Source organism: Lentzea flava, from assembly GCF_014648475.1.
Taxonomy (GTDB): Bacteria; Actinomycetota; Actinomycetes; order Mycobacteriales; family Pseudonocardiaceae; genus Lentzea; species Lentzea flava.
On sequence record NZ_BMRE01000060.1, the window covers coordinates 1 to 25,462 of the forward strand.

Genomic DNA, 25,462 nt, shown 5'->3' on the forward strand with positions numbered 1-25,462 from the left:
TAAGCTCCTGGCCCAAGCCAGTTGATCAGTTGTGTTGCGACGACCCCTAGAACTCGCCCTGGGAGGGGCCCTTTTCGTTGCGTTACTTGGCGCGCGTGCCCTTCGCCTTCACCAGTTCGGACTCGAAGAGCTCCTCCACGGTCGTGAGACCGCCGGGCGCCGACTTGTCGACCTTGGTGATGTACGACTGCGTGGACGAGGGCCGCCCCACGAGCGAGTAGTGCAGCGGACCGGTCAGCCCCTGGGTGTCCAGGCCGTTGGTGTCGTGGAACGCCTTCAGCACGCCGTCGCGCGAGAGGTCGCCGTTCTTGCACGCCTTCTCGACGACCGACAGGAACACCTTCGCGACGGTGTAGCCGTGGTCGACGTAGAGCGCGGGCTTGTCGTTGGGGTAGTTCTTCTTGAACGCCGCCGCCACCTCGCGCGGGCCGGGCTGGGTGCCGGTGAACGGGGCCACCGACGTCACCACGGACACCTGCTTCTCCACGGCCGCCGCGACCGGCGAGTCCAGCAGGGCCGGGTCGTAGCCCACGACGTTGACCATGAACGGCACGTCCCACTTCATCGCCGCGGCGACGCCCACCGCGGCGGCGGTCTGGGCGGGGGCGGTGCTCAGCACGACGGCCTTGGCGCCCTGGGCCTTCAGCGCGGCGATCTGCTGGGTGAGATCGGCGGTGGTCTCGTTGATGGGCTGCTCGGCGATCTTCATGTTCCACTGCTGGCCGACGAACCGGCTGCCCTCGACCGCGTTGTCGCCGTAGCTGCCCTGGACGAAGACGTGGCCGATGGTGTCGCCGTCCTTGATGACACCGCGGCGCTTGTAGTGGTCGAGCCCGTTGATCACGTCGAGGTCGTACGTGGTGCCGACGATCATCATGTGCGGGTTGCCGAGCAGCGACGCGGCCCACGAGGCGGGCGCGGTCAGGGTGCGGGTCTGCATGATGTCGGGCTCGATGGCCGCGGTCATCGGCGTGCCCGCGAGCTCCAGCAGGCCGAGGATCTGCGGTTCGAGCTCGAAGTAGGCGTCGAGCGCCTTCTGCACGTCGTAGGCGTGGTCCTTCTGCTTGAGCTCGATCCGGCGGCCGCAGATGCCCCCGCGGTCGTTGATTTGCTTGATGTAGAGCTCGTAGCCCTTCATGCGGGTCAGCGCGGACGCCTTGAACGGGCCCGTCATGTCCGTGAGGATGCCGAGCGAGATGGTGTCGGCTGTCACGCCTGGGCCGGTCTTGACCTGGACTTGCGCGTCTTCCTTCGCGCCACAGCCGGCGGCGAGCACGGCGAGCGCTAAGGCGGTGGGCAGTACACGGCGGCGGAAGGGCATGCAGAGTCCTTGTTCGAAAGATCGCAACATACTAAGCGGTAGCTCAGTATTCGTTGATCGGTCACATATTGCCTCTCTATGTGGTACGTGACACAACATTGTTAGGTTCATGTGACTACCGCTCGACTACTCGCTGTGCTAGTTCTTCGGCGCCGAACGAAATGAGATACGGCGTTGTTGATCACTTTTCGGGTATCCGAACGGCATGGCTAATGACGTGATCACGTTGCTGCACCGCCAGCACGAGAACATCCGGACGCTGTTCGCCGAAGTCGAGGCCTCGACGGGGGCTGAACGCACAGACGCGTGGCATCGGCTCGTGCGGCTGCTTTCGGTCCATGAAACCGCGGAGGAGGAGATCGTCCACCCGGCCATCGCACGCGTGAGCGGCGGCGAGCCGATCGTGGACGCACGGATCGCTGAGGAACGACGCGCCAAGGAACTCCTCAGCACGATGAACGACATGGGGCCTGAGGCCGAGGGCTTCGACACGCTGCTCGTGCAGCTGCGTGAAGACGTGCTCGCCCACGCGGACCACGAGGAACAGGCCGAGTTCCCGCTCCTGCGCAAGGTCCACGACCAGGAACGTCTCGAACGGATGGCGAAGGCCGTGGAAGCCGCCGAGGCCATCGCGCCGACCCGCCCGCACCCCGGAGTCGAGGGTCCCGTCGCGAACCTGGCGCTAGGCCCGCTCGTGGCCGTGGTGGACAGGGCCAGGGACGCGATCCGCAAGGTGCTCGGGTGAGGATCGTCGTCACCGGCGGCAGCGGCAACGTCGGCACCGCGCTACGGCGTCACCTCGACTTCGAGGACGTCGGTGTCGACGTGCGCACGCTGTCGTCGTTGCGCGACGCCATCCGCGGTGCCGACGTCGTGGTGCACCTGGCGTGGGCGATCAAACCGACGGACCGCGAGACCAACATCGACGGTAGCGAGCACGTGCTCGCTGCCTGCATCAAAGAAGAAGTGGGACACCTGGTCTGTGCGTCGTCGGTCGCCGCGTACGCACCGGCGGCGCGCTACAGCCGCGTGGACGAGTCGTGGCCGACCACGGGAATCCCCGGCAGCACGTACAGCGCGCACAAGGTGCGGCTGGAGCAGATGATCAGGCGGTATCCGTTGCCGTGCACGGTCATCAGGCCGTGCGGCATCGGGCAGGCCTCAGCGGCTGAGCAGCTTCGACGTTGGTTGCTCAGCCGCTGGCTCTCCCCGAAGCTGTTGCCGTTGCTGCCGATTCCGTTGTGGAACGGCCTGCGCCTGCAGCTCGTGCACTCCGACGACGTGGCGCGCGCGATCGTGGAGATAGTGCGTCTCAAGGCGTTCGGTGCGTTCAACCTCGCCGCCGAACCGGTGCTGACGGCACCGATGATCGCCGACCGCGTCGGCGCCGGCCGTCTCCCCGTGCCGTACCCGCTGGTGGAGAAGCTGGCGGGCGCGACGGCGAAGCTCGGGCTGCAGCCGCTCACGCCCGAGTGGGTCCGGATGGCCGATCAGGCACCGCTCGTGCGGACCACCCGAGCGCACGAAGATCTGAAATGGTGGCCCGAACACGACGCGCGTGATGTGCTGAGCGAAGTCGTCATGGCAATGGGGAGGCGTTCGTGAACGAGGTTGACGCGGTCGTCATCGGCGCCGGCCCGAACGGCCTGGTCGCGGCGGCCCTGCTGGCGGACGCGGGCTGGGACGTCCTGGTCCTGGAGCAGCGCGCCACGCCCGGCGGTGCCGTCACGTCCGCCGAGATCACCGCACCTGGCTTCACGAACGACGTCTACAGCGCGTTCTACCCCCTCGGCCTCGGTTCGCCCGTCATCGGCGCGTTGAACCTCGACGTGCAGTGGCAGCACGCACCGGCCGTGCTCGCCCACGTGCTGCCCGACGACCGCGTGGCGCTGCTCTCTCGTGAAGTGGAGACCACGGCGAAGTCCGTCGGTGCTTTCGCCGACGCGGACGCGGACCGTTGGCACGCCGAGTACACGCGCTGGATGTCCGTGCGTGACGCCGTGCTCGACTCGCTGCTGCGCCCGTTCCCACCGGTGCGTGGCGGCCTGTCTCTCTTGAAGGCCGCGGGTGTGGGAGACGCGCTCCGCCTCGCGCGCATGCTGACGTTGCCCGTGCGCCGCCTCGGCGAGGAACTGTTCGAAGGTGAGGGCGCGCGCGTGTTGCTGGCGGGCAACACGATGCACACGGACCTCGGCCCGGACCAGGCGGGCGGCGCAGGCTTCGGCTGGCTGCTGGCCATGCTCGCCCAGGACGTCGGCAATCCCGTGCCGCGCGGCGGTGCGGGCGAGCTCACGGCGTCGTTGGTGCGCCGTTTCGGTGGTCGCATCGAGACGAACGCGAAGGTGACCGGTGTGCTGCACGCGCGCGGTGTCGCCGTTGGTGTGCGTCTGGCCGACGGATCTGTTGTGCGCGCACGCCGAGCAGTCCTGGCCGACATTCCCGCGCCGTCGCTCTACCAGGACTTGATCGGCGTCGACGCGCTGCCCGCGAAGCTCGCTGAGGACCTGCGGAAGTTCCAGTGGGACGCCGACACGATCAAGGTCGACTGGGCGCTGTCGGGCCCGACTCCGTGGACCAACCCGGAAGCCGCGCAGGCGGGCACCGTCCACCTCGGCGGTGACGTCAACGGCCTCGCCACCACGGCGCACGAGCTGGCGTGCGGCAAGGTGCCGCGTACGCCGTTCATGGTCATGGGTCAGATGACGACGACCGACCCGTCACGCTCGCCCGCCGGCACCGAGGCCGCCTGGGCGTACACACACGTCCCGCTCGGCGGCAAGTGGACCGACGACCGCCTGAAGCGCCGCGCCGACCGCATCGAGCAGGTCATCGAGGAACGCGCGCCCGGTTTCCGCTCGCGCATCGTCAAGCGCTCGGTGCTGGGCCCCGAGCAGATCGGCACGGTCAACGGCGGCACGTCGGCGATCCACCAGCAGCTGATCTTCCGTCCCGTACCGGGTCTCGGCCGCGCGGACACCCCGTTCGACCGCCTCTACCTGGCGGGGTCGTCGGCCTGGCCGGGCGGTGGCGTGCACGGCGCGGCGGGAGCGAACGCGGCACGGGCGGCGCTGGCGCGGTGGGGTGCGGCGGGCGAGGTCTACCGGCTGCTGATGCAGGGGCTGCACAAGGCCCTCTACTGACGGGCGAGCTTGCGGTTCCGCGAGGCTCGCAGGTACCCCATCACCAGCGCCTCCAGGTCGGGATGCGTGCTGTCCCAACCGGAAGGCGCGGATCCGCCGCGCACCAACGCCGTGGTCTGCCGCGGGGTGTGCGAGGAGTCGACGACCACCCCGTCGGTCTCCAGCTCGACCTCCGCGGGCCCCACGACGACCCGGTGATCGCCCAGGATCTCGTCGATGTCGCCCACCACCTGCACGCGCCCCTCGTCGAGCAGCAGCAGGTGGTCGCACACGTCCCCGAGGTCGGTCAGCAGATGCGACGACAGCAGCACCGTCGTCCCCCGTTCCGCGACCTCGGTCATGACGATCCGCAACGTCTCGTCGCGCGCCAGCGGATCGAGATCGGACAACGGCTCGTCGAGCAGCAGCACCTTGGGCAACCGGCCCAGCGCGAACGCGATCGCGACCTGCGTGCGCGCCCCGGCGGACAGGGTGCGCACCTTGGCGTCGGGGTCCACGCCCGCCAGCAGGTCGAGCACCTCGAAGGCACGTGCGGCGGACCAGCGGTCGTTCATCGCCGCACCGGCCCGCATGATCTCGCGGACGGTGAACTGCTCGTACAACGGCCGTTTCTGGGTCAGCAGCGACACGTCGGGATGCATCCGGCCGCGCACCGGCGTGCCGTGCACGCTGACCTCACCGCGCGTCGGCCTGGCGAGACCCGCGATCAACGACAGCAACGTGCTCTTCCCGGCACCGTTCGGGCCGACCAGTCCGGTCACGCTGCCCTCCGGCAGCTCGAACGTGCAGTCGTCGAGCGCGCGCAGGCGGCCGAAGTGCTTCGCCAGCCCCTCCGCCCGCACCGGGCTCGCGTTCATCTCACTCCCAAGTAGACGTCCACAGTGGACATGATGGGAACACTAGTAGTGCGCCCCGCGCACGTCCGTGTAGATCGCGTCGACCTCGTCGGCCGACAGGCCCTCCTCCACCGCGCGGCCCATCCACCGGTCCAGGTCCTGCCGCAGCGGCGCGTCGGCCCGCGCGGCATCGGTGGCGAGCGAGGCCGTGATGAACGTGCCCATGCCCCTGCGGCCTTCGACGAGGCCCTCGTGCTCGAGCTCGCGGTACGCCTTCAGCACGGTGTTGGGGTTGACCCTGGTGGCCTCCACCACCTCCCGTGCGGTCGGCAGCTTGTCGCCGGGGCCCAGCAGTCCCATCCTCATCGCCTGCTTCACCTGCGCGGCGATCTGGAGGTAGGTGGACACCCCGGAGTGCCGATCGATGCGAAACTCGATCACGCCGCCCAGCATAGGTGCCCACCTCTTCCTCCCAGGTCACACCTGCCTGCGCACGGCCCACACCGAACCCAGCACGAACAGCACCGCGAGCCCGGCGAAGATCGACGCTTCGAGCAGGTGCAGAGTGGTCGCCTGCTCGGCGGGGATGATGTCCGCGTACGACTGGGCGAGACCGTTCTTGCGGTAGCAGGCGGCGAAGTCCGTCACCACGGGCTCGTCCCCGCGCGACGCGCAGTTCATCAGCGGCGCCGAGTCGGCCACCACAGCGCCTTTGGCGTCCAGGAAGCCGGAGTCCACCACCAGCGGGCCGGAGTCGGTGAGCGCCGGCTTCGACGGGTCGTCGGAGACGATCCTGGTCGGCGTGATCAGGAACTCCCGCGTCCCGGTGAGCACGAACCGCACCGCGATGAAGAGGCCGAGCGTCAACGACATCGCCACGAGCGTCCGCTTGAACAGCGCGCCCGCGAACATGCCGAACGTGTAGGCGAAGAGCGTGTACGCGACCGGCGACACGCCCTGAGCCTCGAAGGTCGTGAAGTAGAACGGTCCCGTCGCCAGCGGCCCGAGCTCGCCTGCTGCGTCCAGCCAGCTGTGCACCACGACCTGGAACACGATCACGAAGAGCAGCGCGGGCACCGCGGCGACCACGAACTTGGTCGCCATCCAGCGCGTCCGGCTGACCGACTGCGTGAACGCGAGCGCGTGCGTGCCCTGTTCGAACTCCCGCGCGAACAGCGGCGCCCCGACGAAGACGCCCATCAGCGCAGGCGCCGCGATGACCGCGCCCTGGGCGAGGTGCATCTTGTCGAACCAGGCGTTGAGGAAGTCGTTGGAGGCCGGGCCACGGCACGATTCCAGGCCCTTCACCGCGCAGTCCACCAGGTTGCGCGCGGTGAGGTCGGCGACCATTGCGGCCCGCAGCACCAGGACGGCCGCCACCGCCACGACCAGCCCGATCGCGAGCGTGATGAACACCGGGCGCTGCTGACGCCAGACGATCCACGTCATGCCGCCACCTCCTCGCGCATGTGGGCGAGCGCGAGCCGGCTGAGCCGCGATTCCCCGTGCTCCCGCAACAACCGGTCGACGTCACCGGCGAGCCGGACCTGCCCCGACGTCAGCAGCACCAGGTGGTCGCACACGTTCTCCAGCTCCGCCAGCACGTGCGAGGACAGCAGCACGGTGATGCCCTGCGTCCTGGCCTCCTCCACCAGCGTCTGCAGCACGGTCTCGCGCGCGAGCGGGTCGAGGTCGGCGAGCGGTTCGTCGAGCACCAGTAGCCGCGGCCGCTTGCCCAGCGCCAGGGCCAGAGCGACCCGCGTGCGCTGACCGCCCGACAGCGTCCCCACCCGCGCCCCGAACGGCACCTTGGCCTTCTCGACGAGCGATTCGGCGTACTCCTGGTCCCACCCCGGATTGGCGTTGCGGCCGTAGCGCAGCGTCTCGGCCACGGTGAACTGCGGGTACAGCGGCTTCGCCTGCGTCAGGAACGCCACCGCCGGGTGCATCCCCCGCCCGGTCGGCACGTCGCCGAACGCGGCGATCCGGCCGGTCGTCGGGCGGAGCAGTCCGGTGATCATGCCCATCAGCGTGCTCTTGCCCGCGCCGTTCGGCCCGACGAGCGCCACGATCCTGCCCGCCGGAATCTCCAGCGTGCAGTCCCGCAACGCCCAGCCCCGCGAGTACTTCTTCCCCAGGCTCTCCGCCACGACGGGCGGGTGCTCCCTCGGTTCCATGGGAGCAACCGTATCACCCTTTCACTACTTAACTAGTGAAAGGGTGCTGAGCGGCCGCGAGCCAGCGCGTCGAGGCGTCGCAAGGTTTCCCTGTTACGTGGAATCAGCATCATGTCCTGCACGAACGTCGGCAGGAACTTCGACGGCCCGCGTGCCACCTGCTCGCTCATCCGCACCTCGGTGAGCGCTTCCGACCGCGCCTGCAGCGTGAACGTGATCCGCGCGGCGCCCGCCGGCCACAGCCGGGCGTCGAGCTCCAGCAGCCGGGACGGCTCGCAGCGCACGACCTCGGTGGTGTCGTCGATGACCAGCGGCCACGGCCCCACGCTGTGGTGGATGCGCGTGCCGGGCTTGGGCCACCCGGTGTCCACGTCGCGGATGTGCGACGCGCCCACCACCCAGCCCGCGTAGGACCAGCCGTCGGCGAGCACCGCCCAGACGGCGTCGATCGGAGCTTCTACGTCCAGCGAGACTTCAGCCACGCATTCGAGGTACCCGCAGAATCAGGAGGCAATCCGGCGGGTGCGGCGGCTCTCCGCCTTGCGCTGCAGGTGGTCGGCGGTGAGCTCCAGCTCGTAGGTGCGCAGGGCCTGGTAGCGCGGCGAGATCCGGAGGGCGAACGTGCCGCTGAGCCGCTCGATCGCCGACGCCGCGCGATCGAGCCGCCTGCGGGCGGCGTCCAGGCCACCGGCTCGCAACATGCGCAGGCAGTTCTCGGCCTCGCAGTTGTACGAGCGGAGCATCAGCGCCGACCAGTCCTCGACGAGCCTGCGCCCGGTGGCGTCCGACCCGTTGTAGGTGACCTGCCCGCCGCCCTCGACCGCGGCGCCGGTCTTGATCAGCGTCTTCATCTCGTCGTGGATCAGGTCGAGCTGGGCCTGGTGGTCGGCGGCGGCGTCGGTGCGGAAGACACCGGCCCGCTGAAAGGTGAGCTCTTCTTTCAACGGCTGCAGCTCGGCGCGCGCGTTCTTGATCCGGTGCCGCAACGCCATCAGCTCGGCACCCGCGCGGTCGACCTCCTCCAGCGCGCTGGTTTGCGCTGTTCGGGCGTCACCGATTCGAGCGAGCAGCTCTTGCAGGCCTTCCACGGCCCGCTCCAGCTCAGCGATCCGGCGGTTCTTGCGCCCGAGCATGTCTACCTCCCCGAACAGCGACGAAAGGCCCACGACCGTTCCATCGCAAGGAGGAATCCACCGTTATCTCTCGCGCTATGCACTCACACCATCGAGTGAACCCACGAATCGGACGAATCCTTCCGGGTCCTCGCTCGTGGCGGACTGTTGCAAGATCACGCTGGTGGCGCCCGCTTCGGCCACCGACGCGACGAGGTCCGTGACGTACGCACGGTCCCGCGAGTCGGTCTCCACGTAGACGACGATCGGGTGATCACGGGTCGCCCGCGTCTCGCGCACGCGGTCGAGGTCGGCCGACGCGTCGAGGATCGTGCCGTCGCCCACCTGCCCGGCCAGCTCCAGCGTCCTGGGCCCGAGTCCGCCCACGTAGATCGGCATCGGCGCGGCGGGCGGCCAGTCCAGCGCCACGCCGGTCAGCGACACGTACTTGCCCGCGCAGGTCACGTTCTCCCCGGCCAGCAGCGCCTTCAACGCCTCGGTGTACTCGCGCAGCAGGGTCAGCGGCGACGACACCCGCGCGCCCACCTGGCCCATCCAGGTCTGCAGGCCGTGCCCGACGCCGATCGTGACGCGGCCGGGGAACAGCCGGTCGAGCGTCGCCGCCTCCATCGCGGTCAGCGCGACGTTGCGCAGCGGCACCGGCAGCAGCCCGACACCGACCTTCAGCCGCGACGTCCAGGCCAGCGCGGCCGACGCGCAGGCGATGCCGCTCTCCAGGAAGCAGTCCTCCCACAGCCACAGCGAGTCCACACCGGACTCCTCGGCGGCGAGGACGACCGAACGCAGGTTCTCTGGCGGGAGCTGGGGCCGGTAGACAGCGCCGAGTGTGGTCACCCGACAACTACTACCGGCCCGCGGCTCGTCTCAGCAACCGCCGCAGTTGTAGTACGTGACGTCCCAGTGGTTCGACTCGCGGTAGTAGATGTTGCCCGAGCCCGACTTCCACTTGTTGCCGCCGATGGACGTGAACGTCCGGGTGATGTAGTTCGTGACGCAGCTCGACAGCGAGAAGTCGACCTTGTAGCCGTTCCAGTGCGAGTAGGTGCCCGACGCGTGGCCGGTCTCGGTGCCACCGGTGATGTTGAGGGCGCAGCCCGACGCGCGCTTGAACGTCTTGGCGCCCGCGATCGTCGTCTGGTTGATCTGTTCGAACGACGTGCAGTTCGAACGGTTGCGGTCGCTGCAGTTGCCGCTGGAGGACCAGGTGATGCCGGCGGCGCGCAGCTGCGCGGTCGCCTGCGCGTGGGTGTACTTGGCCGGGGCCGCCGACGCGACGGACGCGCCCATCAGCAGAGCCGCGAACATCGCGATCACAGCGGCGATCGTGCGAACGAACATGCTCTCTCCTTATGCCCAAAGGTGCGGCGAAGTTAGGAAGGAGCGGTAAAGAGACGCCTAAACCGGCCTTAGGCCGATCTTTGGCGCCTCCGTGGACAGTCCCGGTCGTCACATCAAGTCGATCGGAGCTACAACGATGCGCATTCGCCACGCCGTCGCGGTGACCGCACTCTCGCTCGGACTGCTGTCCGGCATCTCCGGCGTCGCCCACGCGATGCCCGAGGGTCCCGCCGAGCAGGAAACGCCCATCTCGGAGGAGATGAGGGCCGCCGGATACGGGGGCGTCATCAAGCGGTCCGAGGTCATCAGCCGGGCCAAGGACTGGTGGAACCGCAAGGTTCCGTACTCGCAGAGCTCCTACGCGTGGGACGTCAACCACGGCAAGAAGTACCGCCAGGACTGCTCCGGCTTCGTCTCGATGGCCTGGAAGCTGACCAGCAGCCGCACCACGTCCACTTTGGACGAGGTCGCCACGCGGATCTCGTGGGCGAGCCTCGAGCCGGGCGACATGATCCTGCGCAACGGCCACGTGAAGCTGTTCGAGAAGTGGGCGAACTCGGCCCACACCTCCGTGTGGATCTACGAGGAGGGCAACACCCGCGACGACATGGACCACGAGACCATCTCGATCCAGGCGTTGAAGGACGGCGGCTACGCGCCGTGGGAGTACAAGAAGATCCGCGACTGAGTCAGCTGATCGCGAGGCTCCCCGGAAAGTGCCACTGAGCGCGCCACTGGTGCACCTCTCCGGCTTCACGGGTGCCCAGTCGCGCGAACAGCCCGGCGGCCTCACCCCAGCAGCGGTCCGCGCCTGACACATCCCCCCGACAGGCGTGGACCGCACCGAGGTCTCTGAGCGTTCGTGCCCGCCACAACGGCAGCCCCAGGTCGGACCACGACGCCAGGGCCTCGGTCAGCACCACCTGCGCGCCGCGGTGGTCGCCTGCCGCGAGCCGCCACTCCCCCAGCGTGCGGCGGACGAGCGCCTCGCCGAACCGGTCGCCGACGTCGCGGCAGCCGTCCATCGCGGCGGCCAGCAGCTTCTCGGCTGGACCGAACGAACCCTTGCGGATCAGCACCTTCGCCCACGCCTGGGCGGTGTAGCAGCCGAGCAGCTCGTCGCCGGTGCCCGAGACCATCTCGTGGGCGCGCACGATGTGCTCCTCCGCGAGGTCCAGCTCGCCGCGGGCGCGGTGCACGAGCCCGATTCCCCGCGCTGCGAGCGCTTCGCCTCTTCTGCTCTTGGCCGCGCGATAGGTGGTCTCCGCGAGCGCGAGGGTGTGCAGTGCTTCCTCGTCGTCGCCGAGTTCCCGTTTGATGGAGCCGATTCCGTAGAGCGCGTGCCCGACCCCCTCGGAGTCGTCGGACTCCAGCAGCTCGCGGGCCCTGCCGAGCGCCTCCAGCGCACACGGGTACTCGCCGAGATCGCGGCAGACCATGCCGATGCCGTTCATCGCGACGGCCTCGCCGCGCTTGTCGCCCAGGTTCACGAACAACGTCTGCGCGGTGTCGAACCACGACCGCGCCTCGACCAGGTTGTCGCGCTTGTAGTGCATCTGGCCGAGGCTGCAGCGCAGCACCGCCTCCAGCCTGAGGTCCCCCGTCTTCCACACGGCCTCCAGCGCCGCCATGTGTGTCCGTTCCCAGGCCTCGTACCGGTTCCTGAGCCCGAACCAGGCGAACACCAGCACCTCGGCGAGCTGCGACGCGATCTCCGCGAGCCCGAGCTCCGCCGCGCGTTCGACGAGCTTGGTCAGCAGGCTCTCCTCGCGCGCGAACCAGGCGTCCTTGTCGGCGGGGCGCGCCACCGTGGTGACGACGCCGAGGGAGTCCTGCATGCGCGGCACGGCCAGGAACAGCTGCTCGGTCAGGCCGTCCACTGTGGACAGGGCGGCGACCACGGCTCTCCTGACGAGATCCTCGCGTTGTTCCAGCGGGTCTTCTGCTTCGGCGAGCTCACGGGCGTGCAGCCGCACCAGCTCGTGCATCCGGTAGCGCGCGCTGCCGATGACGTCGAGCAGCCGCGCGTCGACGAGCTGGTCGAGCACGTCCTCGTCGAGCAGGTGCACCCACAGGAAGCTCGGCACCTCGGGCAGCCCGAGGAACCCGAAGATCCGGTAGGCGGCGCGGACGTTCTCGCCGAGCGCCCGGTACGTGAGCTCCAGGCTCGACCGCACCGCCAGGTCGTCCGCGACCAGCTCGTCCAGCCTGCTGCGTTCGTCGGAGAGCCTTCTGACCAGTTTGGACACCGGCCAGTGCGCACGCCCGGCCAGCCGCGCCCCGGTGATCCGCACCGCGAGCGGCAGGTACCCGCACAGCCGGGCCACCTCCTCTGCCTGCTCGGGTTCGGCGGCCACGCGGTCGTCGCCGAGGATGCGTTGCAGGAGGGTGACCGCTTCGTCGCTGCTGAGCACGTCCAGCGGAATCCGGCGCACGCCTTCCAGCCCGCACAGCCGGCTGCGGCTCGTGATCAGCGTCAGGCAGCCGGGACTGCCCGGCAGCAACGGCCGGACCTGCGCCACGCTTGTGACGCCGTCCAGCACGATCACCACGCGCCGTCCGCTGACCGTGGCCCGCCACAGCGCCGCGCGTTCCTCCGCGGACTCCGGGATCCGCTCGCTCGGCACGTCCATCGCGCGCAGCAACGAGTCCAGCGCGCCCGACGGCGAGTGCAGGTCGACGAACAGCTGCCCGTCGGGATACCGGTCCGCGATCCGATGCGCCGCGTGCACGGCCAGCGCCGACTTGCCGACCCCGGCCGGCCCCTCGATCCACCAGACGCCGCCGTCGCTGTCGAGAAGCCTGCTCAGCTCCTTGTCGCGCCCGGTGAAGTCACCCGCGTCGCGCGGCAGGTAGTTGCGCCGGCTGTCCCGCGCCCCCTCCAGCACGTCGCGGTAGAGCTGCTGCAGCTGCTCGCCCGGCTCGACACCCAGTTCGTCGACGAGCACCTTGCGCGTGTCGCGGAACACCCGCATCGCGTCCGCCCGCCGCCCGGCCCTGGCGAGCGCGGTCATGAGCTGGCCCCTGAGCCGTTCCGCCAGCGGGTACTCGGAGACGAAGATCCCGAGCGGGTCGATCAGCTCCGCGTGCCGTCCGAGCGCGAGCTCGGCGTCGACCCACGCCTCGGCGGCCGCGAGCCGTTGCACGTCCAGCGTCTGCGCGAACACCACCGGCGTGCCCCGCCAGAGCTGGAGCGCCTGGTGGAGCGTCTCGGCCTTGGCCTTGAGATCGGCCTGCTCGCCCGCTTCCGCGACCAGCCTGCGGAACAGGTGCAGATCGACGCTCTCGGGCTCGGCGTTGAGCACGTACCCGGCCGCCCGGTGCTCGACCGGCAACCCGGTCCGGCGCAGGCTGCTGATGTGCACCTGCAGCGACTTGCGGGCCTGCGGCGGCGGCTCCTCACCCCAAATGAGATCGATGAGGCGCTCGACGGGCACGATCTTCCCGCACTCGACCGCCAAGACCGCTAGGATCTGCGCGGGCTTCGGCGGCACTGACGGCTCGACCGGCCCCAGAATCCTGACCTCCACTGCGCCCCCACCAGCGTTGAAGATTCACCATGTTTTGAGCGGCATTGCCAAATTTTGACGCAGCCCCGCGTACACGGTTCCACTTTCGAGTGAAGGCCACTCGAATGGACGCAGATCTGGATGCAACCAGACCAGAGTTCACTCCGTCCAGCCCACTTTCAGTGGGCATCAATGTGAACCTTTGTTCTAGTTTCACAAGCTCGCTTTGAGCCTGCCGAACTCCTCCGCGAGCGCCGGCAACTGCCAGTGCGCGTTCAACCCGCTCGGATTGGGCAACAACCACACCCGAGCCCCGCCCACCGTCTCCTCCTGCGGCCCGACCTGCGCTTTCTTGCGGCCGAACGCGGCACGGTACACGGTCACCCCGAGCACGGCGAGAACCTTCGGTGAATACCGCACGACCTTTTCGGTGAGCTCGACAGCGCCCGCTTTCAGTTCGTCAATTGTTAATTCGTCGGCTTTGGCGGAGGGGCGCGCGACGACGTTCGTGATGCCGAGACCCAGGGGCAGCAGCTCCAGCTGCTCGGCGGGCGCGAAGAGTTTTGGGGTGAAACCGGACAAATGCAGGGCGGGCCAGAACCGGTTTCCCGGCCGGGCGAAGTGGTGCCCGGTCGCCTCCGACACCAGGCCGGGGTTGATGCCGCAGAAGAGCACGTCCAGCCCTGGCTTGATCACGTCGGGAATCACGTGGCCAAGCCTACGAGGTGCCACCTACCCTGCCGCCATGACCGGCATGTCGATGACGTGGACCGTCCGCGCGGGCTGGGCCGACGTCGAGGTGGCCGATCACCGCGGCGAGGCCCTGATCACGGCCTCCTACATCTCCCCCGCACCCGAGGACCTCCTCGGCGCCGTGACGCGCCTGCTGCGCGGCGAACCCGAGGCCCGCGTGCGGTTCGAGGCGGAACCGGCCGTGTACCGGTGGGACTTCGAGCGCGACGGGGATTCCGCCTGCGTCCGGCTGGTCGAGCAGCCGAGCACCGAGATCTGGTCGACCCGGCAACCGCTCGGTGCGCTCGCACGGGTCGTGGTCCGGTGCTTCGACTCCGTGGCCGACCGCCAGGGCGAGGACGGGTACCACCGCGAGTGGCGCCGGCCGTTTCCGCGTGCCGAGTTGGAGGGCCTGCGGGCTGCGTGGCGTGCTGCCGAGGCGAGTGGTTCATGAGCCGCCCGCTGCTGTTCCTCGACGTCGACGGCCCGCTGCTCCCGTTCGGTGACGGCGTCGCGGGCGAACCCGGCCTCGCCCGCCTCGACCTGATGCACGGCCCGTGGCTCGCCGCGCTGCCGTGCGACCTCGTCTGGGCCACGACGTGGATGGACGACGCGAACGAGCACCTCTCGCCCCTGCTGGGCCTGCCGCGACTGCCGGTCGCGACCTGGCCGGACGACCCGGAAACCGAGGCCGCGGACGCGCGCAGGGGCCTGCACTGGAAGACGCGCGGCCTGGTCGCGCTCGCCGGCGACCGGCCGTTCGCCTGGGTCGACGACGAGATCACCTCACAGGACCGGACCTGGGTCGCCGAACACCACCCCAACGCCCTGCTGCACCGGGTGAACCCGCGCCACGGCCTCACCGACGCCGACTACCTCGAACTCGACGCCTGGCTCCGCGCCGCCCACCTCACCGGTGGTTGATCGAGAACCCCAGAATCACCGCGGCCGACACCACGACGTGCCCCGGCGCCAGGTCCCCCGCCGACGCCTCACCGCCCGAACCGTGCCCGCGGTAGCCGCCGGAGAGCTTCTCCGGGTCCACGTCCTCGATGTGCACCACGGGCCCCAGCCGCACCCCGGCCGCCTCCGCGTACAGCTCGCCCTTGCGGCGTGCCACCGCCACGGCCTCGCGGCGTGCCTCCGCCCGCAGCTCCGCCTTGTTCGACACGTCGAACTGCACCGCGGCGATCTCGTTGGCGCCGGCCGCGACCAGGTCCACCAGGAGCGACTGCACGTCGTCGAGGTCGCGGGTCTCCACGGCGAACGACGCCTCGCACTCGTAGCCGAGGAACTCGCGCGGCGTGCCGTAGGTGTGGGAGCTGCGCATGTCCAGCTGGGAGCGTTCGACCGCCGCGTCGGGCACGCCGTGGTCGCGCAGCGCCTGGCGCACCGCGCTCACGGCCTCGCTGGCCGCCGCGAAGGACTCCGACGGGGTCTGTTCGATGCGGTTCACCTTGAACCTGGCGCGGACCAGGTCCGGGCGGGCCTTCACGTCCGCCGTGCCGTAGACGGTCACGCCCCAGGGTCTTTCCACCATCTGCGAGTTCAGCACGGCGAAGATCACACCACGCGGGGCTAGGACGCCGCAGGCACTCGGGGGCGAGGCGTCCACATGGTGTAACCGGCGCGGCGCGCGTCCTCCGGCGAGTGGAAGAACGCGTCGCCCTTCATCCGCTTGTAGTACGGCGACTCCGGCGTGTGGAACATCATCGTCCGCGAGTTCGCCTTGATCGCGGGCGGCAGGGCGACCGGCTCCTCCATGATCGACAGAGGCGCCTCGGGCACCGCGGCGGGACGTGTGCGCATGGTCAGCCACGTCAGCAGCACGCCCGCGAGGAACGCGCCCGCGCACAGCAGGAACATCTGGATGAAGAAGCCGAACAACGAACGCTCCTAGCCCGTAGTCGTGAAGTCCTCGTCGACGCGCAGGCCCTCGGCCGCCCGGCGCAGGGCGTCGCTCAACGCCCCCGCGCGGTCCGGGTCCGCCACGCGGGCCGACGCGGTCAGGTGTCCTTTGTGGACCACGCCGGTGAAGTCGGCGACGTCCTGGTCCAGCACCGCTCCCAGCAGAGCGGCGGCGACGGGCGGGGTGACCGGCATGCGCTCGCCCGCGTTGGGGGTGATCACGTCGGTGATGCGGTGGGAGGCGGTCAGCTCGCGCACGGCGTCGACGACGTCCTGGCGTTCGGCGATCGAGCCCGCGGTGCCGGCCAGCACGATCTCGGGCCCGCGCACGGCGAACACCAGGTGGCCGGGCTGGATCTCGGCCGCTGGGCGGAACACCGTGCCCACCGAGGCGAGCAGCATCGGCACTACGAGGGCGCCGACGAAGACGCGCTGCGGTAACTGCACGCGCCTGACCTATCTCATTCGGCCGATGCCATGCCACCGCCTGGAGCAGAACGCCCAGGACAACACGCCCGAATTCACTCGTTCGTGGAGACCGTCAGGGGCACTCCGGAGGCCACCAACCGCCAGTCCGACCGGGTGAACTCGGCGGGGTCCAGCACGCCCGCGGCCTTGACCCAGTCGATCAGCAGCTGACGGATCTCCTGCTGCTGGTTGTGCAGCACGGGCGCCGAGGCGATGTGCGGGAAGTCGCCGCCGCCCGCCTGCCGGTAGTTGTTCACGGCCACCGCGAACTCGAACGAGTCGGACACCGGCTCACCGTCGTACGCCAGCCCCACGATCCGCGAGCCAGGCGGCTGAGCGATGTCGATGTCGTAGGTCAGCGGTGCGGAGAGGCCGTAGGCGATGTCGAAGTTGTAGTCCGGCACGTCCGCGGACACCTCGGCGGCGGTGAAGGGGCCGGGACCGGAGACCTGCCGGAAGTACCGCGCCGACTCCTCCAGGAAGTCGCGCAGCTGCGCCCCGGTCATCCGCACGCCCAGCAAGGTGTTGTCGAAGATGTAGAGCCCGGCGACGTCGCGGATCGACACCTCCCCCGCCGGTATCCGCGCCGCGCGGTTGAACGGCGCGCACAACGAGACCACCGGCAGCGACGTGGACTTCGCGACCTCCAACGCCTGCACGTGGTTGATGAACCCCAGCGCGGGTGTGTCCTCGAACCGCGACCGCGCGGCCGACATGGCCCCCAGACACGTGCCGATGCGCGCGTTGACGTACGTGACGACCTTCTCGTGATCACGCCGCAGCAGCCGCACGATCCGCGGGTCCTCGCCCACCGAAGCGGACGACAGCACGGAGGAGCGCGATTCCACGAGCTCCCAGCGGGAGTCGAACCGGAGGTCGAACTCCATCACCGACAAGCGCTTGCCCCAGAACAGCGGTTCGGTCAGCAGCACCGGCCGCCCGGTCACCTTGTTCGTCACGAACCGCTGCGGGATCTCCACGTGCGCGTGCCCGACCAGCACGGCGTCGATGCCGGGCACGGTCTCGGCGACCAGCTCCGCGCAGTTCTCCGGGAACGGCACCTGATCGCCCAGGGACGACGACAGGTCGGCCCCCGAATGCGCCGCCACGACCACCAGATCCGACTTGGACCGCACCTCCGGCACCCAGTGCAGCGCCTGCTCCACCAGCCCCGGGAACGTCAGCACGCCCTCGACGACAGCGCGGTCCCACACCGCGATCCCTGGGTTGGTGAGCCCGAGAATCCCGACGCGCAACGGCGGCCCGCCCGTGCGCCACACGGTCTTCACCACGTACGGCGGGAAAGCGGGCCGGCCGGTGGCGACGTCCACCGCGTTCGCGCCGAGCAGCGGGAAGTCCAGCTGCCGCTCGAACGTCCTGAGCACCTCGAGCCCGTAGTTGAACTCGTGGTTTCCCAACGCCGCCGCCGTGTACCCGATGGCGTTCATCGCTGCCGCCATCGGGTGCACGTGCGAGCGCGTGATCGGCTCGACCTTCGCGTAGTAGTAGGCGAGCGGTGTGCCCTGGATGGTGTCGCCGGCGTCGAGCAGCAGCGTCCGGTGCCGTCCCACGGCGTCTCGCACTCCGGACACCAGCGTGGAGATCTTCGCGAGGCCGACGTCGTTGTGCGCGTAGTCGTCGAACTCGCGGTCCAGGTAGTAGTCCCAGTTGAAGAGATTGCCGTGCAGATCAGTGGAGCCCATCACCGTCAGTGTGAACGTGCGCAGACCGCTCACCTCCGGTTGTGGTCGGGCCGTGAACCCGACCATAACCACTCACACTTGACCCGGTAACTACCTGGTCGGAGGCGCCTGTTGGCCCTGCTGGCCGCGCTGACCTGGCTCGACGACGCTGGAGGCGACGGTCTTGCCGTCCTCTGTGGTGGCGATCACCGTCACCGTGTCGCCTTTCTCGACACCTTCGGCCACGGTGTCGGCGTCGATCACGTACGTCTTGGTGTAGCCGTCGGTCGACTTCACCTCGATCGAGGTGTCGCTGATCGACGTCACCTCACCGGTCTGGAATTCGCCGTGGCTGGCCGAGCCGGAGCCGAGCCCGAAAACGGGTCCGCGCATGCCGTCGGGCGGTCCTCCGCCCATGCCGCCGGGGCCGCCCATGGCACCGGTCTGCTGGTTCGTGCCGCTGGCCGCGTAGATCGCGACGCCACCGGCCGCGGCGATGCCCACCGCGATGGCCACGGCCGCCACTGTCTTCTTCGCGGTCCAGGCCGGGCGCTGGGGCGCCGGCTGGGGTGCGCCCCACTCCGGAGGCTGTTGTTCGGTCATGGCAGCCACCGTGGCGGCGCCGGCTGTGCCGAACCTGTGCGGGGAATAGGCCTGAGCTGTGCGCCTGCCTCACAGCTGGTACACAGGATCGGCGTTCACGATGGGAGCCGTGCGTGCGATGAAGAACGAACTGCGCAGGCCGGACGGGCAGCCGGTGCGGGTGCTCGTGGTGGACGACGAGTCCACTCTGGCCGAGCTGATGTCGATGGCGCTGCGGATGGAGAAGTGGGACGTCCGCACGGCGCTCGACGGTCAGACGGCGGTGCGGACCGCACGCGAGTTCCGGCCGGACGTCGTGGTGCTCGACGTGATGCTGCCCGACTTCAACGGTTTCGAGGTGCTGCGCAGGATGCGCGCGGACTTCCCCGCGCTGCCCGTGCTGTTCCTGACCGCGAAGGACGCCGTGGAGGACCGCATCGCCGGGCTCACCGCGGGCGGCGACGACTACGTCACCAAACCGTTCTCGCTGGAGGAGGTCGTGCTGCGGCTGCGCGCGCTGCTGCGCCGCACCGGCGTGACCGACGCGGACGCGGGCGCGCGGCTCACCGTCGGCGACCTGTCGCTGGACGAGGAGACCCGCGAGGTGTCCCGCGGCGGCGACTCGATCGACCTGACGGCGACGGAGTTCGAGCTGCTGCGCTACCTGATGAGCAACCCGCGCCGGGTGCTGAGCAAGGCGCAGATCCTCGACCGGGTCTGGAGCTACGACTTCGGGGGTCAGGCGAACATCGTCGAGCTCTACATCTCGTATCTGCGCAAGAAGATCGACGCCGGACGCGCTCCCATGATCCACACAATGCGAGGCGCGGGCTATGTCCTCAAACCTGCGACCTAGAACCCTCCGCGCGAAGCTGGTCGTTGGCCAGATCGTCCTGCTGACGGCACTGTGCCTGGTGATCGGCGGAGTCGCGGTGCTCGCTCTGCACGCGTTCCTGATGGGCAACCTCGACCGCGAGGTCACGAACCTCCGGCCATCACCACCCGGATCGCCGTACGGTCCGCCTGGCATCAACGCGTTCATCGAGCCCGACGGCAGCATCCGCGGCACGATCGACCTGCCCGGCTGGCAGCAGCCGCGCCCGCTCACCGACTACGAGATCGCGGCGCTGGCGGCCGTGCCCTCCGGCCCGCACACGGTGGACCTGGGCGAGGCGGGCGAGTTCCGCGTGGTCACCGACCGCATGAGGGTCAAGGGTCTGCCGCTGGCGCCCGTCATGGGCCTGGTGTGGCAGATGGTCTGGATCCTCGCCGCGCTCATCGTGGCGGGAGCGGCCGCGGTGGCACTGGTGGGCCGGGTCGTCGTCCGGCGCGCGCTCGTGCCGCTCGACCGCGTCGCCGACACCGCGACCCGCGTCTCCGAACTGCCGTTGCACGAAGGAGAAGTCGCGCTCGCCGAACGCGTCCCCGACGAGGACACCGACCCGCACACCGAGGTCGGCAAGGTGGGCCTGGCGCTCAACAAGATGCTCGGGCACATCGGCGACGCGCTGAAAGCCAGGCACGACAGCGAAATGCGGGTGCGGCAGTTCGTCGCGGACGCCTCGCACGAGCTCAGAACGCCGCTCGCCGCCATCCGCGGCTACGCCGAGCTGACCCGCCGCTCCACCGAGGACGTGCCCCCGCAGATCGCGCACGCGATGGGCAGGGTCGAGTCCGAGGCGCTGCGGATGACCTCGCTCGTCGAGGACCTGCTGCTGCTGGCCCGCCTCGACGCGGGCCGTCCGCTGGAGAGCGAGGACGTCGACCTGTCGCGGCTGGTGCTGGACGTGGTCGGCGACGCGCGGATCGCGGGCCCCGACCACAGCTGGAAACTCGAGCTGCCAGAGGATCCCGTCATCGTTCCCGGTGACGTGCAACGGCTGCACCAGGTGCTCGGCAACCTGCTGTCCAACGCCCGCACGCACACCCCTCCCGGCACCACGGTGACCACCGGTCTGTCCGTCCACAACGGACAGGTCGACCTGACCGTGACCGACGACGGACCGGGCATCCCCGAGGGTTTGGCAGTCTTCGAACGGTTCGCGCGCGGCGACTCCTCGCGGTCGCGCGCGGCGGGCAGCACCGGGCTGGGCCTGTCGATCGTGGCCGCCGTGGTCGGCGCGCACGACGGCGAGGTGTCGGTGCACAGCGTGCCCGGCCGCACGACGTTCACGGTCTCCCTGCACACAGCTCGTTCACAGCAAGAGCACACGACCGGCCCAGGCTAGGCCGCGATTCTCGTCCGCATGAGACGAGAACGCCTGGCGCTGGCGGTCCTGCTGATCGCGACCGGCGCGCTGTACCTGTGGCGGCTGGGTGACTCCGGCTGGGCCAACGCCTACTACTCGGCTGCTGCCCAGGCCGGTGCGACGAGCTGGAAGGCGTGGTTCTTCGGCTCGTCGGACGCCTCGAACGCGATCACCGTCGACAAGACGCCCGCCTCGGTGTGGGTGATGGGCCTGTCCGCCCGGCTGTTCGGCGTCAACGCCTGGAGCATCCTGGTGCCGCAGGCGTTGCTGGGCGTGGGCAGCGTGTGGCTGCTGTACGCGACGGTGCGCCGCTGGTTCTCTCCCGCCGCGGCACTGATCTCCGGGGCCGTGCTCGCGCTGACGCCGGTCGCGGTGCTGATGTTCCGCTTCAACAACCCCGACGCGTTGCTGGTGTTCCTGCTGATCGCGGGCGCTTACTGCGTCACCCGCGCGGTCGAGAAGGCCAGTCCGGCGTGGCTCGCGCTCGCCGGGGTGGCCGTCGGGTGCGGGTTCCTGACCAAGATGTTGCAGGCGTTCCTGGTGCTGCCCGCGTTCGCGCTGGTGTACCTGATCGCCGCGCCGGCGAGCATCGGCAGGCGAGTTCTGCACCTGCTCGGCGCGACGGGTGCCATGATCGTCGCGGGCGGCTGGTGGATCGTGGCCGTCGAGCTGACGCCGGACCGCCCGTACATCGGCGGCTCGCAGACGAACAGCGTGCTGGAACTGGCGTTGGGCTACAACGGGCTCGGCCGGATCACCGGTGACGAGGTCGGCAGCGTGGGCGGCGGCCGGGGCTGGGGCACGCCGGGCTGGAGCCGCCTGCTGAGCGCGGAGATGGCCAGTCAGATCGCGTGGCTGCTCCCGGCCGCGGTGGTCCTGTTGATCTCCGGGCTGTGGCTCGCGAAGGGCCGCACCCGCACCGCGCTCGCGTTGTGGGGCGGCTGGCTCGTCGTCACCGCCGCGGTGTTCAGCTTCATGAACGGGATCATCCACTCCTACTACACCGTGGCGCTGGCTCCCGCGATCGCCGCGATCATCGGCATCGCCGCCACGGAACTCTGGGCGCGCAGGCACGAACCCGTTGCGGCGGCGACGTTGTCCGGCGCGGTCGCGTTGAGCGCGCTGCAGTGCTACCTGCTGATCGAGGGGTTCTCCACGGCGGTCGCGGTGATCGTGCTGATGGCGGGGCTGATCGCGGCGGTCGGGCTGGTGCTGTCGATGCGCTGGGCCATTCCCGTCGCGCTCGTCGCCGCGCTGCTCGGCCCCACCACGTACTCCTTCGCCACCGTCACCGTCCCGCACACCGGCGCGTTGCCCGTGGCGGGCCCGGCGAACCGGCGGATGGGCGGCGGCGGACTGCTCGACGCCACGACGCCGGATGCCGAAGTCGTCTCTCTCCTGCAGGACAAGGCCGGTGACTACCGCTGGGCCGCCGCGACGGTCGGCTCGAACAACGCGGCGGGCCTGCAGCTCGCGAGCGGGCAGCCGGTGATGGCGCTCGGCGGGTTCAACGGCACGGATCCCGCTCCGACGCTGGAGCAGTTCCAGGAGATGGTCCGAAGTGGACAGATCCACTACTTCGTCGCGGCCGGCCGCATGATGCGCGGCGAGACCGGCAGCGACGCCGCCCACCAGATCGCCGAGTGGGTCGCCGGGAACTACACCGCGACCACCGTCGCCGGTTCCGTTCTCTACGAACTGGACGCCTCAAGCGCGAAGTGACCTCCCGCTGCTGCCGGCATTGCAGCGCCGCACACGGCCGGTTCCGCCGGCCACCGAACTCGGAAGGGTCCAGTCATGACCGCCACACTCGCGCCCGCGCCCGTCGCCGCACCGCAGCCGCGGCACCGCCGGAGCACGAAACCGTTGCACCGCATCGCGTTCTTCGGCCTGCTCGCCGGCACCGCCGTGCTGTACCTGTGGAACCTGACCGCGACCGGCTACGGCAACGACTTCTACGCCGCGGCGACGCAGGCGGCCTCGCAGAGCTGGAAGGCGTTGCTGTTCGGCTCGCTCGACCCCGGCAACACGATCACCGTCGACAAGCCGCCCGCGTTCCTGTGGGTGAGCGGGGTGTTCGCCAAGGTGTTCGGCTTCTCCAGCTGGACCGTGCTCGCCCCGCAGGCGCTGGAAGGCGTTGCGGCGGTAGCGCTCTTGTACGCGACGGTGAAGCGCACGTCCGGCCCGGCGGCGGCGTTGTTCGCCGGTGCGGCGTTCGCGCTGACTCCGGTGGCCACGCTGATGTTCCGGTTCAACCTGCCGGACGCGTTGCTGGTGCTGCTGATGGTCGCGGCCGCGTACTGCACGGTGCGCGCGCTGGAGAAGGCGAGCCCGTTCTGGCTGGCGCTCGCGGGCACGGCGATCGGTTTCGGGTTCCTCACCAAGATGATGCAGGCGTTCCTGGTGCTGCCCGCGCTGGCGCTCGCCTACCTGATCGCCGCGCCGACGTCGTTGCCGCGCCGGTTGGTCCACCTGCTCGGCGCCGGTCTCGCGGTGGTCGTCTCGGCCGGGTGGTTCATCGCGCTGGTCGAGCTGTGGCCCGCAGCCAGCCGCCCGTACATCGGCGGGTCGACCAACGACTCGTTGTGGGAGCTCGCGATCGGCTACAACGGACTCGGCCGGATCTTCGGCAACTCCGGCGGTGGTCCCGGCGGCGGGGGCATGGGCGGCAACGGGAACATCGGCTTCGGCGGCGAGACGGGCATCGGCCGGTTGTTCGGCGCGAGCATGGGTCCGGAGGTCTCCTGGCTGCTGCCTGCCGCGTTGATCGGGCTCGGTGCCGGGCTGTGGTTCCTGCGGCGGGCGCCCAGGACCGACCGCACGCGTGCGGCGCTGGTGGTGTGGGGTGGCTGGACGCTCGTCACCGGTGCGGTGTTCAGCTTCATGAGCGGCATCACGCACCCCTACTACACGGTCGCGCTGGCGCCCTCGATCGCCGCGTTGGCCGGCATCGCCGGACGCGAGCTGTGGCGGGGCCGAGCGCACTTCCCGGTGCGGATGGCGTTGACCGCGATGGTCGCGGCGACCGGTGTCTGGGGCTTCATCCTGCTCGACCGCACACCCGCGTGGACGCCCTGGCTGCGCTGGGTTCTGCTGGCCGCCACGGCGGTCGCGGTGCTGGCGCTGGTGTTCGGTGTGAACGGGCGCAGGTGGCTCGTGGGTGTGCTGGTGGCGGCGGCGTTGCTCGGCACCTCCGGCTACGCGTTCGCGACCGCGGCGACCACGCACAGCGGCTCGATCCCGTTGTCCGGGCCGCGTTCGCAGCAGGGCGGCGGGATGATGCGGGAAGGCGGCTCGTCCACCGAGGTGGTGCAGTTGCTGAAGGCCACGGACACCGAGTGGGCCGCCGCGACGGTCGGTGCGCAGAGCGCGGCGTCGTTGCAGCTCGCGTCGGGGCGGCCGGTGATCGCGATCGGCGGCTGGAACGGCAGTGATCCCGCGCCGACACTGGACGAGTTCAAAGCCCTCGTCGCCCAGGGGAAGGTGCGGTACTTCGTCGCGGGCGGCCGGGGCGGGCCCGGTGGCGGCAACAGCGACATCGCCGAGTGGGTCGCGGCGAACTTCCGGTCCACCGCGGTGGGCGGGCAGACGCTCTACGACCTGACCGCCGGCGCGTGACCGGCCGGACCTGGTACCTCCGCCGGGATCGCGTCACTCCACAGCAGAGGCACCAGGTCCGCGCCACGCCGCCACAGCCACGGAATCCCCTTCACCACCAACCACGCGACGTGGTGCCACACCGTGAGTTCGCGCCCGCCGGAGCATTCGAGGCTGACCTCGCCGACGGCGTGGCCCAGCACGCGGAGCTCGGCGGCGAACGCGTGCGCCAGCAGGCGGTGGCCGCGTTCGGACGGGTGCAGCCGGTCGACGGCCCACGTCTCCAGGTCGTACGCACCGGGCAGCGTGTGGAGGTCGACGCACCGGACACCGTGCCGCGCGACCACGACGTCGATCACGCGGTTGTAGGAGTCGATGCGGTCCTTCAACACTCGCCGCAGCCGGCCCGGCAGCTTGAACACGCGGCCCTGGTCGTGGAACCGCACTGTCACAACGGAAACGCCCGCATCGGTCAGCTCGCGGCAGATGTGGTCGAGGTCCTCGTGCATCTGCCGCACCGAGAAGTCCGACCGGAGAGTGTCGTTGACGCCCGCGATGACGACGGCGGCGCTGGGCCGGTCGCGCAACGCCTGCGGCAGCTGCGTGCGCCGGACGTCGGCCAGCCGCGCACCGGAGACCGCGTAGTTGCGATAGCCGTTGTCCTCGAACGCGGACGAGAGAATCGGCCCGAAGCCGCGCCAGCCGCCGGGAACGAGGTCGCCGATCCCGACCGCTGTCGAGTCACCGAGTAACACCAGCACGCGGACCAGCATCAGCGTGCCCGGTGATC

At 69.9% G+C, this 25,462-nt stretch carries 27 protein-coding genes; 10 read left to right on the forward strand and 17 right to left on the reverse strand.

Annotated features, from left to right (window positions below; genetic code table 11):
• Positions 1-82: 82 nt before the first annotated feature.
• Complete coding sequence (locus IEZ09_RS39305) at positions 83-1,321, reverse strand: ABC transporter substrate-binding protein (RefSeq protein WP_189258934.1); 1,239 nt, start codon at positions 1,319-1,321, stop codon at positions 83-85.
• A 205-nt stretch (positions 1,322-1,526) separates the two neighbouring features.
• Here IEZ09_RS39305 and IEZ09_RS39310 point away from each other — a divergent pair, with 205 nt between their 5' ends.
• From IEZ09_RS39310 to IEZ09_RS39320, 3 genes are read left to right on the forward strand one after another with little or no spacing between them, the layout of a single operon-like run.
• A complete protein-coding gene (locus IEZ09_RS39310) occupies positions 1,527-2,066 on the forward strand; it encodes a hemerythrin domain-containing protein (protein ID WP_189258935.1) in 540 nt (179 codons plus the stop codon).
• The gene (locus tag IEZ09_RS39315; RefSeq protein ID WP_189258936.1) at positions 2,063-2,926 is read left to right on the forward strand and encodes an NAD-dependent epimerase/dehydratase family protein; all 864 of its coding nucleotides are present in this window, start codon (positions 2,063-2,065) and stop codon (positions 2,924-2,926) included. Before IEZ09_RS39310 ends, IEZ09_RS39315 begins: the two co-directional genes overlap by 4 nt.
• Complete coding sequence (locus IEZ09_RS39320; protein WP_189258937.1) at positions 2,923-4,461, forward strand: phytoene desaturase family protein; 1,539 nt, start codon at positions 2,923-2,925, stop codon at positions 4,459-4,461. Before IEZ09_RS39315 ends, IEZ09_RS39320 begins: the two co-directional genes overlap by 4 nt.
• Here the strand turns inward: IEZ09_RS39320 and IEZ09_RS39325 are convergent.
• The 8 genes from IEZ09_RS39325 to IEZ09_RS39360 all read right to left on the reverse strand — a co-directional run bounded on the left by IEZ09_RS39325 (position 4,455) and on the right by IEZ09_RS39360 (position 9,945).
• Entirely contained in the window at positions 4,455-5,318 is an 864-nt protein-coding gene (locus IEZ09_RS39325) for an ABC transporter ATP-binding protein (RefSeq protein WP_189258938.1), read from the reverse strand. The genes IEZ09_RS39320 and IEZ09_RS39325 overlap by 7 nt on opposite strands.
• A gap of 42 nt (positions 5,319-5,360) precedes the next feature.
• The gene (locus tag IEZ09_RS39330) at positions 5,361-5,738 is read right to left on the reverse strand and encodes a GntR family transcriptional regulator (protein ID WP_189258939.1); all 378 of its coding nucleotides are present in this window, start codon (positions 5,736-5,738) and stop codon (positions 5,361-5,363) included.
• Positions 5,739-5,774: 36 nt separating this feature from the next.
• Positions 5,775-6,746, reverse strand: a complete 972-nt coding sequence (locus IEZ09_RS39335) for an ABC transporter permease (protein ID WP_189258940.1) — start codon at positions 6,744-6,746, stop codon at positions 5,775-5,777.
• The gene (locus IEZ09_RS39340) at positions 6,743-7,474 is read right to left on the reverse strand and encodes an ABC transporter ATP-binding protein (RefSeq protein WP_189258941.1); all 732 of its coding nucleotides are present in this window, start codon (positions 7,472-7,474) and stop codon (positions 6,743-6,745) included. The genes IEZ09_RS39335 and IEZ09_RS39340 overlap by 4 nt, the downstream gene beginning before the upstream one ends.
• Positions 7,475-7,506: 32 nt before the next feature.
• Entirely contained in the window at positions 7,507-7,956 is a 450-nt protein-coding gene (locus tag IEZ09_RS39345) for an SRPBCC family protein (RefSeq protein ID WP_189258942.1), read from the reverse strand.
• A 21-nt stretch (positions 7,957-7,977) separates the two neighbouring features.
• The gene (locus IEZ09_RS39350; RefSeq protein WP_189258943.1) at positions 7,978-8,607 is read right to left on the reverse strand and encodes an SNIPE associated domain-containing protein; all 630 of its coding nucleotides are present in this window, start codon (positions 8,605-8,607) and stop codon (positions 7,978-7,980) included.
• A gap of 75 nt (positions 8,608-8,682) precedes the next feature.
• On the reverse strand, positions 8,683-9,441 hold the full coding sequence (locus tag IEZ09_RS39355) for an LLM class flavin-dependent oxidoreductase (RefSeq protein ID WP_189258944.1): 759 nt from the start codon (positions 9,439-9,441) through the stop codon (positions 8,683-8,685).
• Between the two features lie 30 nt (positions 9,442-9,471).
• Entirely contained in the window at positions 9,472-9,945 is a 474-nt protein-coding gene (locus tag IEZ09_RS39360; protein ID WP_189258945.1) for a hypothetical protein, read from the reverse strand.
• A 136-nt stretch (positions 9,946-10,081) separates the two neighbouring features.
• On the opposite strand from IEZ09_RS39360, the gene IEZ09_RS39365 reads away from it, so the two are divergent.
• Entirely contained in the window at positions 10,082-10,633 is a 552-nt protein-coding gene (locus IEZ09_RS39365) for an NlpC/P60 family protein (RefSeq protein WP_189258946.1), read from the forward strand.
• A 1-nt stretch (position 10,634) separates the two neighbouring features.
• On the opposite strand, the gene IEZ09_RS39370 is transcribed toward IEZ09_RS39365, so the two are convergent.
• Together IEZ09_RS39370 and mug are read right to left on the reverse strand one after the other, a co-directional pair.
• Complete coding sequence (locus tag IEZ09_RS39370) at positions 10,635-13,475, reverse strand: AfsR/SARP family transcriptional regulator (RefSeq protein ID WP_308202453.1); 2,841 nt, start codon at positions 13,473-13,475, stop codon at positions 10,635-10,637.
• Between the two features lie 192 nt (positions 13,476-13,667).
• Entirely contained in the window at positions 13,668-14,162 is a 495-nt protein-coding gene (mug, locus tag IEZ09_RS39375; protein WP_229813346.1) for a G/U mismatch-specific DNA glycosylase, read from the reverse strand.
• 37 nt (positions 14,163-14,199) lie between these two features.
• On the opposite strand from mug, the gene IEZ09_RS39380 reads away from it, so the two are divergent.
• Both IEZ09_RS39380 and IEZ09_RS39385 read left to right on the forward strand, forming a co-directional pair.
• Entirely contained in the window at positions 14,200-14,640 is a 441-nt protein-coding gene (locus IEZ09_RS39380; protein ID WP_189258949.1) for a hypothetical protein, read from the forward strand.
• Positions 14,637-15,110: an HAD domain-containing protein gene (locus IEZ09_RS39385; RefSeq protein ID WP_189258950.1), complete on the forward strand. Its 474-nt coding sequence runs from the start codon at positions 14,637-14,639 to the stop codon at positions 15,108-15,110. The genes IEZ09_RS39380 and IEZ09_RS39385 overlap by 4 nt, the downstream gene beginning before the upstream one ends.
• Here the strand turns inward: IEZ09_RS39385 and IEZ09_RS39390 are convergent.
• The 5 genes from IEZ09_RS39390 to IEZ09_RS39410 all read right to left on the reverse strand — a co-directional run bounded on the left by IEZ09_RS39390 (position 15,097) and on the right by IEZ09_RS39410 (position 18,847).
• A complete protein-coding gene (locus tag IEZ09_RS39390; protein ID WP_229813347.1) occupies positions 15,097-15,753 on the reverse strand; it encodes an SIMPL domain-containing protein in 657 nt (218 codons plus the stop codon). The two genes, IEZ09_RS39385 and IEZ09_RS39390, sit on opposite strands and share 14 nt — an antisense overlap.
• Positions 15,754-15,764: 11 nt before the next feature.
• A complete protein-coding gene (locus IEZ09_RS39395) occupies positions 15,765-16,073 on the reverse strand; it encodes a sunset domain-containing protein (RefSeq protein WP_189258951.1) in 309 nt (102 codons plus the stop codon).
• Between the two features lie 9 nt (positions 16,074-16,082).
• A complete protein-coding gene (locus IEZ09_RS39400; RefSeq protein ID WP_189258952.1) occupies positions 16,083-16,541 on the reverse strand; it encodes a hypothetical protein in 459 nt (152 codons plus the stop codon).
• 74 nt (positions 16,542-16,615) lie between these two features.
• On the reverse strand, positions 16,616-18,265 hold the full coding sequence (locus IEZ09_RS39405; protein WP_229813348.1) for a bifunctional metallophosphatase/5'-nucleotidase: 1,650 nt from the start codon (positions 18,263-18,265) through the stop codon (positions 16,616-16,618).
• Between the two features lie 90 nt (positions 18,266-18,355).
• Entirely contained in the window at positions 18,356-18,847 is a 492-nt protein-coding gene (locus tag IEZ09_RS39410; protein ID WP_189258954.1) for a hypothetical protein, read from the reverse strand.
• 118 nt (positions 18,848-18,965) lie between these two features.
• Between IEZ09_RS39410 and IEZ09_RS39415 the strand changes: the two genes are divergently transcribed.
• From IEZ09_RS39415 to IEZ09_RS39430, 4 genes are all read left to right on the forward strand, one after another.
• The gene (locus tag IEZ09_RS39415) at positions 18,966-19,682 is read left to right on the forward strand and encodes a response regulator transcription factor (protein WP_301326385.1); all 717 of its coding nucleotides are present in this window, start codon (positions 18,966-18,968) and stop codon (positions 19,680-19,682) included.
• A complete protein-coding gene (locus tag IEZ09_RS39420) occupies positions 19,660-21,054 on the forward strand; it encodes a sensor histidine kinase (protein ID WP_189258955.1) in 1,395 nt (464 codons plus the stop codon). The genes IEZ09_RS39415 and IEZ09_RS39420 overlap by 23 nt, the downstream gene beginning before the upstream one ends.
• Before the next feature lie 18 nt (positions 21,055-21,072).
• Complete coding sequence (locus IEZ09_RS39425) at positions 21,073-22,797, forward strand: ArnT family glycosyltransferase (RefSeq protein ID WP_189258956.1); 1,725 nt, start codon at positions 21,073-21,075, stop codon at positions 22,795-22,797.
• Between the two features lie 75 nt (positions 22,798-22,872).
• Positions 22,873-24,693 carry an ArnT family glycosyltransferase gene (locus tag IEZ09_RS39430; protein ID WP_189258957.1) on the forward strand — a complete coding sequence of 607 codons (1,821 nt, stop codon included), beginning with the start codon at positions 22,873-22,875 and terminating at the stop codon, positions 24,691-24,693.
• Here IEZ09_RS39430 and IEZ09_RS39435 read toward each other — a convergent pair.
• Positions 24,669-25,433 (reverse strand): SGNH/GDSL hydrolase family protein, encoded by a 765-nt coding sequence (locus IEZ09_RS39435; protein WP_229813349.1) that lies wholly within the window; start codon positions 25,431-25,433, stop codon positions 24,669-24,671. The two genes, IEZ09_RS39430 and IEZ09_RS39435, sit on opposite strands and share 25 nt — an antisense overlap.
• Between the last annotated feature and the right edge of the window lie 29 nt (positions 25,434-25,462).

What these genes read in the sequence shown, in the direction of transcription:
- IEZ09_RS39305 (WP_189258934.1), bottom strand. Translation starts at nt 1,321, where the DNA reads ATGCCCTTCCGCCGCCGTGTACTGCCCACCGCCTTAGCGCTCGCCGTG.
- IEZ09_RS39310 (WP_189258935.1), top strand. Translation starts at nt 1,527, where the DNA reads ATGGCTAATGACGTGATCACGTTGCTGCACCGCCAGCACGAGAACATC.
- IEZ09_RS39325 (WP_189258938.1), bottom strand. Translation starts at nt 5,318, where the DNA reads ATGAACGCGAGCCCGGTGCGGGCGGAGGGGCTGGCGAAGCACTTCGGC.
- IEZ09_RS39335 (WP_189258940.1), bottom strand. Translation starts at nt 6,746, where the DNA reads ATGACGTGGATCGTCTGGCGTCAGCAGCGCCCGGTGTTCATCACGCTC.
- IEZ09_RS39340 (WP_189258941.1), bottom strand. Translation starts at nt 7,474, where the DNA reads ATGGAACCGAGGGAGCACCCGCCCGTCGTGGCGGAGAGCCTGGGGAAG.
- IEZ09_RS39350 (WP_189258943.1), bottom strand. Translation starts at nt 8,607, where the DNA reads ATGCTCGGGCGCAAGAACCGCCGGATCGCTGAGCTGGAGCGGGCCGTG.
- IEZ09_RS39360 (WP_189258945.1), bottom strand. Translation starts at nt 9,945, where the DNA reads ATGTTCGTTCGCACGATCGCCGCTGTGATCGCGATGTTCGCGGCTCTG.
- IEZ09_RS39365 (WP_189258946.1), top strand. Translation starts at nt 10,082, where the DNA reads ATGCGCATTCGCCACGCCGTCGCGGTGACCGCACTCTCGCTCGGACTG.
- IEZ09_RS39380 (WP_189258949.1), top strand. Translation starts at nt 14,200, where the DNA reads ATGACCGGCATGTCGATGACGTGGACCGTCCGCGCGGGCTGGGCCGAC.
- IEZ09_RS39385 (WP_189258950.1), top strand. Translation starts at nt 14,637, where the DNA reads ATGAGCCGCCCGCTGCTGTTCCTCGACGTCGACGGCCCGCTGCTCCCG.
- IEZ09_RS39405 (WP_229813348.1), bottom strand. Translation starts at nt 18,265, where the DNA reads ATGGGCTCCACTGATCTGCACGGCAATCTCTTCAACTGGGACTACTAC.
- IEZ09_RS39410 (WP_189258954.1), bottom strand. Translation starts at nt 18,847, where the DNA reads ATGACCGAACAACAGCCTCCGGAGTGGGGCGCACCCCAGCCGGCGCCC.
- IEZ09_RS39415 (WP_301326385.1), top strand. Translation starts at nt 18,966, where the DNA reads ATGAAGAACGAACTGCGCAGGCCGGACGGGCAGCCGGTGCGGGTGCTC.
- IEZ09_RS39420 (WP_189258955.1), top strand. Translation starts at nt 19,660, where the DNA reads ATGTCCTCAAACCTGCGACCTAGAACCCTCCGCGCGAAGCTGGTCGTT.
- IEZ09_RS39425 (WP_189258956.1), top strand. Translation starts at nt 21,073, where the DNA reads ATGAGACGAGAACGCCTGGCGCTGGCGGTCCTGCTGATCGCGACCGGC.
- IEZ09_RS39430 (WP_189258957.1), top strand. Translation starts at nt 22,873, where the DNA reads ATGACCGCCACACTCGCGCCCGCGCCCGTCGCCGCACCGCAGCCGCGG.